At 46.2% G+C, this 13201-nt stretch carries 6 protein-coding genes; 1 reads left to right on the forward strand and 5 read right to left on the reverse strand.

What is annotated here, in order from left to right:
- Window positions 1–101: 101 nt before the first annotated feature.
- The 5 genes from fdhF to cmoM form a co-directional block, all read right to left on the reverse strand.
- On the reverse strand, window positions 102–4331 hold the full coding sequence (fdhF, locus tag ATB74_RS10650) for a formate dehydrogenase subunit alpha (protein ID WP_061018442.1): 4230 nt from the start codon (window positions 4329–4331) through the stop codon (window positions 102–104).
- Between the two features lie 319 nt (window positions 4332–4650).
- Complete coding sequence (gene mukB, locus ATB74_RS10655) at window positions 4651–9111, reverse strand: chromosome partition protein MukB (protein WP_061018444.1); 4461 nt, start codon at window positions 9109–9111, stop codon at window positions 4651–4653.
- Window positions 9108–9908: a chromosome partition protein MukE gene (gene mukE / locus ATB74_RS10660; RefSeq protein WP_061018447.1), complete on the reverse strand. Its 801-nt coding sequence runs from the start codon at window positions 9906–9908 to the stop codon at window positions 9108–9110. Before mukE ends, mukB begins: the two co-directional genes overlap by 4 nt.
- On the reverse strand, window positions 9889–11226 hold the full coding sequence (gene mukF, locus ATB74_RS10665) for a chromosome partition protein MukF (RefSeq protein ID WP_017055049.1): 1338 nt from the start codon (window positions 11224–11226) through the stop codon (window positions 9889–9891). Before mukF ends, mukE begins: the two co-directional genes overlap by 20 nt.
- Before the next feature lie 125 nt (window positions 11227–11351).
- Window positions 11352–12137: a tRNA uridine 5-oxyacetic acid(34) methyltransferase CmoM gene (gene cmoM / locus ATB74_RS10670; RefSeq protein ID WP_017063509.1), complete on the reverse strand. Its 786-nt coding sequence runs from the start codon at window positions 12135–12137 to the stop codon at window positions 11352–11354.
- A 115-nt stretch (window positions 12138–12252) separates the two neighbouring features.
- Here cmoM and elyC point away from each other — a divergent pair, with 115 nt between their 5' ends.
- Entirely contained in the window at window positions 12253–13107 is an 855-nt protein-coding gene (gene elyC, locus ATB74_RS10675) for an envelope biogenesis factor ElyC (protein ID WP_061018449.1), read from the forward strand.
- The last annotated feature ends 94 nt before the right edge of the window (window positions 13108–13201 follow it).

The raw sequence follows: 13201 nt of genomic DNA on the forward strand, positions 1-13201 counted from the left end.
TAAGTAATTCATACTGAATATGGCTCATTAAAAAAAGCCGCATAACTCTGAAAGTTACGCGGCTTTTTAATGTCTGTCGCTAATTCGCTTTACGCTCGGAACTAAGCTTCTGCTGTTTCCGTTTCAGACTCACGAATGGGGTCAATACGAACAGCCGCCACCTTAAACTCAGGGATCTTCGCATGTGGATCAGTCGCTGTGGTAGTCAAGCGGTTAACCGGCGATTCAACAAAATGGAATGGAATGAACACCACACCCTTTTGCATTCGCTTAGTCACAAACGCCGCAATTTCTATTTCACCACGACGTGTTGACACTTTGAGCATCTGACCATTCGAGATACCCAACGCTTCAGCATCATGAACACTCACCATGGCACGCGGCCCTGCTAAGTTATCCAACCCTTTTGTTTTACGTGTCATGGTTCCAGTGTGGAACTGTTCTAAAATGCGGCCTGTCGTTAATACTAGCGGGTATTCCTCGTCCGGTAACTCAGCAGCGTATCGAAACGGAATCGCCTCCATTTGCCCGCGCCCACGCGTAAATTGGGTCTGGTGCATGATACGAGTGCCATCAGGGTTATTCTTATTACTTGGCCATTGCACGCCGTTCACCGTAATATTCTCCCAACGTAAACCACCATACTGTGGCGTTACACGTGCTATTTCATTGGTGATATCGGCAACAGTTTTATAGTCCCAGCCACCGCCCATTGCGTTGGCTAGCATTTGGATAATCACCCAATCTTCTTTCGCTTCACCTGGAGGTAATACCGCTGGGTTAATGCGCTGAACACGACGCTCGGTATTAGTAAAGTGACCAGACTTCTCAGCGAACGAGCAAGACGGCAGCACTACATCGGCATACTGGGCGGTTTCGGTTAAGAAAATATCTTGAACCACTAGGAAATCTAACGCTTCAAGACCTTCAATCACATGCGCTTGGTTCGGGTCACTCAGCACTGGGTTCTCGCCCATTACGTACAGACCACGAACATCTCGATGACACGCTCCATCAATAATTTCGGTCAGCGTTAAACCTGTTTCGGCAGGTAAGTCAGAAACACCCCACTCCATCGCGAATTTTTGACGAACCATTGGGTTATACACTTTTTGGTAGCCCGGAAGGTTGTTTGGCAATGCGCCCATGTCACACGCGCCTTGTACATTAGATTGACCACGTAATGGGTTTATACCACCGCCTTCAATACCAATGTTGCCGCACAAGAGTTGAAGGTTAGCGATAGAACGAACATTATCGTGACCAGTAGTGTGTTGCGTAATACCCATCGAGTAGTACACCGCGGTACGTTCTGCAGTACCGATCAAGCGCGCCATCGCAAAAATGTCTTCCGCTTTAACGCCTGTCACCAATTCCACTTTATCTAAGGAGTAGCTTGGTGACATGACCTCTTGTAACAAGGTATCAAAGCCGTCCACACGATCTTCGATATACTCTTGGTCATACCAACCGTGTTTGATGATCTGCTGCATCACGCCATTAATCAGCATCACGTCTGTACCCGGTCGGTGAGCTAGGTAAAGTTCAGCATGGTCGGCAATATCGATTCTCTTAGGATCAGCGACGATCAAGCGAGCACCGTTATGTCTTACAGCCTGTTTGATGTGTGAGCCGATAATTGGATGTGCCGATGTGGTGTCTGAACCAATAATAAAGATCACATCAGAGTGCTTGATACTTGGAATGTCATTGGTCATCGCTCCACTGCCTAGCGAAGCTTCAAGCCCAGTCACCGTCGAGGCGTGACAAAGGCGTGCACAGTGATCGACGTTATTGGTTCCTAGTTCACGACGAATGAATTTTTGGAACGCATAGTTATCTTCGTTGGTGGTTTTCGCCGACGAGAACCCCGCCAAAGCGTTACTGCCAAAGCCTTGCTTAATCGCCGTAAACTTCTCGGCAATGAGCTTAATCGCGTCATCCCAACTTGCAGGTTGTAACCTGCCATCTTTACGAATTAATGGTGTGGTTAAACGCGCATCGCTGCCAACGAAATCGAAGCCAAATCGCCCCTTAACACACAACATACCTTCATTGACCGGAGAGTCCCCACCTTCGATATAACGGATTTTATTTTTGTGCTCATCGATATGCATGGTTAGTTTACAGCCCACACCACAATAGGTGCAGATGGTATCGACTTTCTTGAGTACGTCTGTGTCTCCTTGCTTTCTATCACGAGCATCCACCATCGCACCAGTTGGACACGCCTGAATGCAAGAACCACATTGAACACAGTTTGAGTCGCCCATTAATGTTTTGTCTGCGCCAAAGTTAGGGCGACATTCAGGCCTTGATGCTGGCTTACCATCGGCTTGGTTCATGAAGCTAAGAACGCCGTGAACATTCTGCTCGCGACATGCTTGGATACACTGACCGCAACTGATACAGCGGTTAGCATCAAAGATTATGAATTCAGAGCTGTCATCAACGGCAAATTTTTGTCTTGTTAAACCGACCTTCGCTTCTTCTGCGCGAATCGCCTGCCAACTTTCATTTGAAGCCACATCAATTTTGTATTCTGGATATGTTTGAGTGGCTTTGTATTCGGTCGAATAGTCTCTTAGGTCGCAGTTTGTATTAGCTTGGCAGCCGCATTCTAAACATCTTGCTGCTTCTGCGATTGCATCTGCATTATCAAAGCCTGTTTCTACTTCCTCAAAACTTTGCTCGCGCTGCTCGGGGGTTAGCTCTGGCATGATCTTGCGCGCCATTCGCTGAATGGACTTGTACTGCTCAGGATCCACCGCTTTGAGCTGCTTGTGCTTTCTTGAGTTAAACGGTTTGACCGGAATGTTATCCATGTCGCCATGAAAGAAACGATCGATCGCTTGCGCTGCAATGCGTCCATCGCCAACGGCTTCGACAGCCGTCGCAGGACCGCGCCTGAAATCACCAATACTAAAGATATTGCCAGTACCGGTATGCATGGTTTGCGGATCAGCATCAGCGGTATTCCAACGAGTCAGTGGAATATCAATCGATTCGTTGTCCATAAAGCTCAGATCAGGCTTTTGCGACACCGCAGCGATAACCGTATCGAAGGCTTCGACAAAGAACTCACCCGTTGGTTTAGGGCTACGACGACCGGAAGCATCAGCCGGCCCTAAAGCCATACGCTCTAAGCGTATTTCTGATACATGGCCATTTTCATCAGCTATATTTTCGGCCGGGTTAGTTAAGAAGTGGAACTTCACACCCTCGTGCTCAGCTTCTTCAATTTCGTAATCTTCTGCAGGCATCTCATCTCGAGTACGACGATAAATCAACGTGGTATCCGCACCATCACGCACCGCTGTTCGAGCACAGTCAATCGCGGTGTTACCGCCACCGATCACTGCAACCTTTTTACCTGTGACATACTGCTGATCGGTCACGTAATCTTTAAGGTAATCGACGCCTAGGTAACAACCGCTAAGCTCGCTACCCGGATAATTCATTTCAACCGCTTGTGATGCACCAACAGCTAAACAAACCGCATCAAAATCGTTGCTCAAATCAGACAGTGTAAAATCAACGCCCAGTTTTTTATCACACTCTACCGACATCCCATTACGGCACATCAGCTCGATTTCTTTATCTAGAATCGACTTAGGTAAGCGATACTCTGGGATACCGTAACGCAGCCAACCTCCAGCTTTAGGCATCGACTCATAAACGATTACATCATAGCCTTCATTGGATAGATAATAACCTGCAGTAAGACCACCGGGGCCACTACCAACAATCGCTATACTCTTACCTTTATTTGGTTTCTGAACTGGTATATAGCTTTCTTGCGCCGCTAAATCTGCATCGGCTGCATGTCGTTTGAGTTGGCGTATCGCGATGGATTCATCAACCAAGTTTCGACGGCATTCAGTTTCACAAAATGCAGGACACACACGACCAATCGAAAGCGGCATTGGTAATGTCTTTTTGATCACCTCAATCGCTTTAATGTGATCATTTTGAGCAATATGATGCAGATAAGATTGAATATCGACCCCTGCAGGGCACGCAGTTTGGCATGGTGCCTCACAATCTGCGTAGTGGTCTGTCATGATGCGGTTCAACGCTTCTTGTCGATGGTTGGTCAACGGCTTTGACTGAGTCGTAATATTCAACCCATTAGACACTTCAAGCTCGCACGAGCGCTTCATACCTAAGCCATCAACCTCGACGACACATAAATCGCATGGAATCTTATCTGTTGTTTTGTTCAAACCACATAGAGATGGGATCTCTAAACCACATGTTTTTGCCGCTTCAAGTACGGTTTGTCCTTGTTCGACGATTCGAAATTTCCCATCAATAACGATTTGAATCATATTGAGTCCTGCCTTCCAGTTTGCGTAATAGTCACGCTCAAAAATATTAATTAGTCGTTCAGTCGTGTGTAGACACTACTGCCACACCATTACCATACATTAATTGTGGTTTTGTGCGTGTGACTTCAAACAAGTTCTATTGAGATTAGCCCTAATGTATGAGTGGTCATATCAGTAGTTCAAAGGGGGTAAGTTACGAGGTATATGAAGCGGATCAGGCCAAAGGGGGTTAAAACAATTGCAGAACGCTAGATTTAAGTACTAAAAAGCCCCTAATGATTAGGGGCTATGAATTAGTATCGTTGAATCGCTATCGAGCTTATTGCTCAGTTTCTTCGATAAGCTCTTGCACTGGAGATGCTGGCTTGTTTTGAGCAAAACCGCGCAAACCAACAACGTGTACATGTTCGTGGTCTTTAAATACCTTACGAACCAGTTTGTAAGTTGTGCCTTTCTCTGGGCTTATGTTCTCTGGCGCCGCGATCAGAAGTTGCATTCCTAAACGGTCACACAGTTCAAATAGCGTTGAAATAGATTTCGCATCCAGACGTGCCGCTTCATCAAGGAACAACAAACGACATGGAACGATGTCTTTACTACGAAGTCGACGTGACTCTTCTTCCCAGCTCTGAACCACCATCAATAGGATAGATTGGCCCGTACCGATTGCTTCACCCGTGGACAATGCACCAGACTCTGCTTGTAACCAACCATCTGAACCACGGTTAACTTCAACACTGAGTTCTAAGTAGTTACGGTAATCCAGCAACTCTTCACCCAGAACTTGCGGAGAACGTTGACCCATATCGATATGTGGGTTCACACGTTGGAACAATTTCGCCATTGCTTCTGAGAAGGTGAAGCGCGTTGATTCAAACAAGTCTTTGTGCTGCTCTTGCTGAGTCGCTAGCCCTGACAGCAAGATTTCGTGGCTTTCACGGATCTTAACGTTTAGACGCACGCCCTTAACCTGACCAAAGTAGATGTTAGACAGACCTTGGTTCAGCATTCGAATACGGTTCTGCTCACGCTGAATCGTCTTCTTAATGATGCTTGCTACCGACTCAGAGCTGATCGCTAAGCGATTTTCACGCTGCGTCAGTTCTTCTGTCAATCGAGCTAGCTCAACTTCCATCTCTTCGATTGCTTCAACCGGATCATCCGTATGAATGATGTCTTGGCGAATACGCTCGCGAAGATGTTGGTAAACTGCAATATAGAACAGAACTTTACGCTCTGGATGTGCGTTGTCTTCCGATAGACGCAGCGAATCACGTAAGTCGTCATTGTCAGCTACAGCCAGACGTAGCGCACCCAATGATTTATCCGACATTGAGCGAAGTTCGCCCGCCGTTAGGTAAGCCAGTTCACGCTTATGAAGACGACGTTCAACATCATTTTCACGAGCTAAACGAAGTACTGAGCACCAGCCTGCTTTTGCTGCAACTACGAAGGTACGAAGTTCTGTGTACTCTTTCTGTACTTTCTTAAGACGCTTAGCCAAGGCTTTCATCTCAAGTTCTGTTGACGTAATCGTACGCTCGTATTCACTCTTACGACTGCGAGACGTGTGTAGACGCTCTTGAAGCTCGTCACGACGACGTACAGCGCGTTCTTCAGCGCCTTCATCCGCATTTACGCCGAATTCTTGAAGCTCTTGCTTGAACTCTTGAACCGTTTCTTGCTTCGCTTGGTGTGAGCTCTTCAATGCCGCCAATACTTGGTTGTATTGGTTCATCTGTTCACGAGCTTGCTTCAAGCCATCACGGCCTTTGGTTCTTGCTTGTTCAGCTTGAACCAATTTCGCTTTTAATTGCTCGCTCAGTTCACTGCTCTTGTTAAGCAAATCAACAGAGTCCGCGTAAGCAAAGTAGTGACGACGCTCAATCAAATCAGACAGCGCGAACACTTTACCTTTTAGAGTTTGTAGCGCGTTATCAGCTTGACGATATTCGGCTTCCAAAGCTTCGAACTGCTCTGGGTCAGCGTCTAGTGCAGATACGATTTGCTCTAGAGAAGTAAGCGCTTTACCGTGAGTATTCAAATAAGACTTAGCTTCACTTAAACGCTCGAGTTGCGCTTCTAATTCAGCTAAGCGCTCAGCCAATGTTTCGTCTTCTAAAATACGAACCATTGGCGCTAATTTATCTAATGCACCAAGTGCCTGCTTGCTTTGTAGAAGCTGGCTACGTTGTTGCTGCTCTTTAGAGTTAAGCTCAGCCAGAGAACGAACAATTTGATTGCGCTTATCACGAATCGCAGTAAGTGCTTGTTCTGGGTCTGCGTTAAACGCAACGTGTAGGTGCTTCGCAACAAAGCTGTTGAATGCTTGGTATAAGCGATTCAGTTTTTGAGAGTCAAACGCTGCTTTCGCGTGGTTCTCAACCACAACATCACGCTCTTCGCGCAATTTCTCTAGGCGCTGTTCACGAGCCGCGCGACCAAACAGTGGGATCTCAGGAAAACGAGAGTAACGCATTTGGCGATCGTTCAGCTGAACACATACCGCGCCTTCAAGCTCATCGGCATTAAACGAGCTGTCATCAAACGCGTCTACATCGCCTTCTAGGATGTAAAGGTCTTCTGGACAATCATCAAGATCCACCAACTTCTCTTTAATACCATCAAGATCCGAAACCACAATCGCGTGACGAGCTGGGCCGTACATCGCACTAAAGTACGGCGCATCACCAATCGTGATGTCATCGTAGATCTCAGAAAGCAGTACGCCACCAAGCGTATCCGCCAGGCCTTTCAGGCGAGGATCGTTAGAACCACCTGGCGAAGCTAAACGCTCAATCTCTTGCTCAAGTTCAGCTCGGCGCGTTGCCAACTGATCTTTTGCTACCGCTTGAGATTTCTCGTCTCCAAGTACTTGCTGCATTTGAGTCATAACCGCTTGGCTATCTTCTAGATCAGCGTCTGTTTGATCTCTTAAAGCTTCAAGTGCATCGTTTGCCGTGATCCACGCAGGAGCAATTGACTCAAGTTTTTGAATCTCTTGGTCGTGGTTTTGTTGTACACGACGTTGCTCACTCTTCGCTTCACGCAGCTCTTCTTGAGCGAACTCAAGGGACTCGATCTGCATAGCGTGACGTTCACGTTCTTCATCGAAAACCGCTTCATCAGTCAGTGAGATGCTGTGTTGTTTTTGGTATTCAGTCGCAAGCTCTTTTGCTTGACGCTGCTGAGCCACATCACGAGCCATGTCACGGTGCTGAGCACGCCACTGCTGTTCGTTCTCAACAACGTGTTTTGCGTTACGGCCTTTTTCTAGAGCTTGCTTAGCACTGTGAGACGCTTCTTTACGCTCAACATCACCAACGATGCTTTTAACTAAAGACAGTGCTTTGTCGAACTGTGCAGAAGCTGCAGAAGACATGTCTAGCTTGTGCTTAGTAGACAGTAGCGTTTGAGTGCTTGATTCTTCTTGTGCTTTTAGCTCAGAAACAAGAGTTAATGCACTTTCTGCCGTAATCGATTCATCGCCAAGCAACTGCTTAGTTTTCTCTAATGCTTGAACCGCTTGCTGGTATTGAAGTGCACGAGTCTGCTGAACATCCAACGCTTGTTGGTAATCAGCAAGCTGAGTTTTCAGGCTATCCACTTCTTCTTCAGTGATGGTTGCCTGCTCTTCAGCAAGAAGTACTCGCTCTTGAGCTTCTTCCACTACCATCATCTGCTCTTCTAGACGCTCATTAAGCTCTTCTAGATCTTCACTGTAGCGTGCAATTTTCTCTTGCTGGCGAAGTGCAGTTTGAACCAATTGAAGATGATCCGAAGCCGCTTGATAATCTTGCTCTAGTGCCGACTCTTGATCGACCAACAGCTCTAATTCTTCTTGAACACGGTTCAACAAGTTGTTTTGATCATGCAAGGTTTCACGCGAACCAAACAGTTCACCACGGAACTTCATGGTTTGATCAAGCTTGTTACGACGATCGTTGGCATGGCGCATGTAATCTGCTGCCACGTAGTTCGTAGATTCAGTGATCAAGTGTTTGAACAGGTCACGGTCCGACTGAGTCGTTTTGATCGCTTCTAACGTCATACGGTTTTCGCGTAGTGCTGATTCCATGTCTTGGAATGCTTTCTTCACACCACCGTTTTGCGGTAGAAGATAATCACGCAGAGAACGCGTAATCGCACTAGAAATACCGCCGTAAAGCGATGCTTCGATCAAACGGTAGAACTTAGAACGGTCGCTGCTATTACGCAGTTTCTTCGGTACGACACCGTACTCAAACATCTGTGAGTGGTAATCAACAATCGAAGAGAAGGCTTTAAAATGAGCGCCTTCGTATTGCGCTACTGCCGCTTTCACATCATTCAACTGACATACGCGAGCGTGGCTGTCTGAAACGTTCTGAATCAACACATCCGTTGGTTTCACATGGCTTGGAAGGCCTTGGATTACGAACGGTTTGATGTCTACTTTCTTGTCACGACCGGCAACTTGCTGCAGTTTTACTGCAAACAATAGGCGTTGATTACGAGAGTTCACAACATCTAGCGCGGCATAACATGCGCCAGGTTGAAGCTTACCGTAAAGGCCTTTATCACGAGATGACTGTGAGCTACCCGCTTCCGTTGTGTTACGGAAATGCAGAAGGCTTTGGTCAGGAATCAGCGCTGTGATGAATGCCGCCATAGTGGTCGACTTACCTGCACCGTTACCGCCAGAAAGCGTTGTAACCAATCCATCAATATCAAAAGTACGCGCAAAGAAGCCGTTCCAGTTGACCATGGTTAATGATTGATACTTACCTCTTTCAATCATGCTTCACCTTCTACTTTTGTTTGTTCGCCATCGTTTGACTCAAGGTCAAAGTCAGCTTGATCGTTAAAAATGTCTTGTTGACCGTTTTCGTCCACGTCTACTTCTGATACGGCTTCCGCCTGTTCTTCATTCAACAAGCTACCTTGGTTAGGCTCTTGGGTATGAACCACAGCTTCACCGTCACGGATAAGACGTAATTGCGCTTCTTTCATATCATCGCCAACACGAACGTCAGCGCCAAAGCGGAATACCGCTTCACTGATACGGAACTTGCCGGTTTCACCAATCGCAATCAACATGCCGATACGGCGCAAACGACGTAAAGAAGTACGTACTTTTTCGAAGAGCTTTTCTTTATCTAAGTCAGAACCAGACGCACGGTTGGTTGCTAGCTTCATGAGTTTTTTCTCATCCGCTAACGACATCAATTCATCAAACAGTTCTTGGTTGGTGAAGATACCTTCATGAGCCAGACGTTCTGGGCTTAGGTATAAGAAACACAACACCTTGCCAACCAACATGTCTAGCTCAGACAACACACTACGACCAATCAGAGACGTAGAACGCGGACGCAGGTAAAAGAAACCTTCCGGTGCTTTTACCAGTTCCGTATTGTAGCGTTGATAGAAATGCTGAAGCTCAACTTCAAAATCAGACAGTAACGCGTGGTTATCTAGGTCTTCTGTTGAAACATGCTTACCTGAACGCAGCATGCTGTCTAGCGCAGGGAACAGTGGGTTCGCTATCGCTTTTACCAGTTTCTCTGGCATGTAATCATCAGTACTTGTTAATGACATTTGCTTGTACCTTTGCACCGAAATCGTTGATTGCCTGCCAATCTGGCTGAATAGCCTGATAGTCAGACTCTGAGTAACCTAAGCGTACGGCTTGGTCGACAACAATTCTGGCTAAATCAAAATGGTGTGTGCGAGGATGTGCAGCGAGGTAATCGCGTAACACAAGGCCAAGATCAATTGGCGCGCCTTGCTGTTTGTGAGCTTTTAACATCTCTGCAATTCGATCGGAAAGCAGGTCATTCACTTGCTCAAATTCTTCGTACTCTACGTCGATTGGCGCTTGTCCCATTACTTCGTCATCACGAAGCACGAGCGCTTCATCACGAAGGTCCGTCAGCTTCTCAGCATCGGCGTAGGTCAATAACCAAGGCGCATCAAAGTAGTCAGTGACTGACTGACGCAAGCGCTGGCTAAAGGCACGGTTTTTATCCATATCAATCGCGGTACGGATAAACTTGTGAACATGGCGGTCGTAGCCGATCCATAAATCGATGGCTTGTTGACCCCAACTGGTGATTCGGTCTAGCTTCATCTGCAAGCCGAACAAGGTTTCGCCAACGAACTCGAGTTCATCGTCACCGTAAACAATTTCTTGAATATCGAGGATCTGTGTTTGCAGTTCATCACCCGCCGCTTGCAAGGTGTCTTGCAACTCTTTTAGCGTGGACGAGGTTTCTGAAAGCAAGGTTTCACAGTTGTTAATCGCCTCTCGCCAATCTTTGTTTAAAAGGTCGGCAATTTGCTGCTTAACTGTTTGCTGCTGCTCATCCATAACACGTTGGTTAAGATCAATTTGATCGAAAATTTCACCAACAGAATACTTGAGCACGCCGTAAACATTCTTTCTCCAATGTCCTGGGGTTCCGCCTTTTTGTGCTGCTTCAATGGCTTTTGCCATCTCGTCCGCAACCATTGAAAGCTGGATAGACAGTTTTAACTTCGAGAACTGACGGTGGCGTAAGTAATAATCTGAAATACCAATCGCCAATGGTGATAAGCGATAAATACTCGCACCATCGGTGATTTCGCTGGTAAAGCGGCTAATCAACTTTTGTTTAACTAACTCGTTGATGGCATTGTTGGCACGAAACGCGGACGCTTCGCCAGTATCTTCAAACAGTCGAGTGACGATGGTAAATGCATCGTGCAGTTCCCCCTCGCCCAACTCTTCATCGAACCTTTCATTGCTTAGTACTGCGATAGCAATCAAAAATGCTAAGCGCTCTGGTGGCAAGTTTAATGAAAAATCATGCTGCTTGACCCAGCCCACCAACTCATCAATTGGCTGCTCTTCGGCAGTTTGAGTCATTTCACTCATTGTGGTTCCTGTTACTGTTCTTCGTCATATCGAATGTATTAGATATGACGCCTATTTCTTTATGACGCGGGCTTGTTACGATTGCAGAGCGCATGTTGTGGCTTCTTTTACCACATTCAGCGCTGTTATTGCGCAGGTTTTTGAGCCCAAACGTGAATATAACGGCCTAGTGACAGATATGGCTCTTGGCGACATAGCTGTTTTTCCAGTTCCAATACATCTTCAAATTGGTAATCGCCCATGTACTCCATATTACCTATGTAGTCACTGAAAGAGCGAATGCCTGATTTACCACAGATTTCTAGACCAGCGTCTTCTATCCATTGATAAACCTCTTCCGGCTTCAAGCCTTTTTGTGGTTGCAGCTTAAACCGTTTTCGATGTGGCATCCCATTCAATACATGAGGAATGTTGCCACAAATCACATTTTTCAGGACTAATCCGTGGTGGTTGTAAAACATTATCGAGGCAACGCCACCCGGTTTAACTTGTTCAAGCAATAAATCAAGCGCTTCTTTAGGATCGGCTAACCATTCCATTACGGCATGAAACATCACAAAATCGACTTTCTCATCGAGGTGTTCTGCGACTTTTTGTACTGGAGAATGGATAAATCGATATTGTTCTAGCAAACCCGCTTCGCTGATACTTTCTTCTGCGAGCTTCAGCATTTCAGAAGAGAGGTCACACAGAGAAACGTTATGCCCAAGCGACGCAATTTTTTGCGACATCTGTGCAAGTCCGCCTCCAGCATCAAGCACATGCAGTGGCGAAGCTGATTGTTCAAATTTGCTCAAAGCTTGTTCTAAATCTTCCCATACGATGATCTGACGGATCTCTCCTTTGTCAGAACCGTAAATATTTTTTGCAAATTTGTGGGCAATATCGTCGAAATTACGGTCTTCAGTCACGGCTACTTGAGTTATTATGTCCTATCGTGCCTGCTATTCTGTCACAGGAATTTCAGGAATAAAGAGGCGATGTCTCTTTTTACTACTAAGTGATGTTTTTTCGGACTATTCGGATATGTTTGAGCTGAAAAAAGTAGTGTCTTCGCTATTGATGCCACTGCCAGCAATGTTAATTCTCGCTTTTCTGGGTTTAGCCCTAGTGATGTTTACTACCAAAAGGAAGACTGGTTGCCTAATCACCCTTTCAGCCCTATGTGGTATTTTCCTAATCGCTTTCCAGCCAGTTTCTAGTCAACTTTTAATGCCAATGGAAAGGCAACACACCGCTTTTTTACCTGTCGATGAAACCGTCGATTACGTGATGGTTCTCGGAAGTGGTCACGTCGTAGATGACCAAATTCCACCGACATCAGAACTTAGTCGCACCGGCCTGATGCGCTTAAGTGAAGGGATTCGTATTCTACGCCTTTACCCTGGTGCAAAACTTATTTTGTCTGGCTATGGCGCAGGCACTGAAGTAAGTAACGCAAGAATGATGGCTAAAGTTGCATTAGCACTAGGCGTAGCAAAACCTGATATCATTCTGCTTGAAACAGCAAAAGACACCTGGGAAGAAGCCCGCCAAGCTGCTGCGTTTGTTAAGAATAAAAGAATGGTGCTAGTGACTTCAGCGAGCCATATGACTCGCGCACTGAATGAATTCAATGCTGCCGGCATGAAACCTCTACCAGCACCAACTAACTACCTTGCCCAAGAAGGGATTGTTGAGCCTTGGAATAAGTATATGCCAAAAGCTCTCTACCTTGAGCAGACTGAGCGTTACTGGCACGAAACCATGGGGTTGGTTTGGCAAAGCCTGCGTGATTGGCTTGATACAAGTAATGACCCGGTCGAACAGCCTATTGTTGTTCCCGAAGCATCCAGCCTTGTTGAAGGTGGCAGTGACGTTTCTGCAGCACAGTCTCAATAAGTAGACTGCATAAAATATTCAGTAAAAAAAAGCCGAGACATCAAAGATGCCTCGGCTTTTTAACATTCAAATATCCTAATACACTCAACGGGAA

It is taken from the genome of Vibrio splendidus, from assembly GCF_001557875.1.
GTDB lineage: Bacteria > Pseudomonadota > Gammaproteobacteria > Enterobacterales > Vibrionaceae > Vibrio > Vibrio splendidus_F.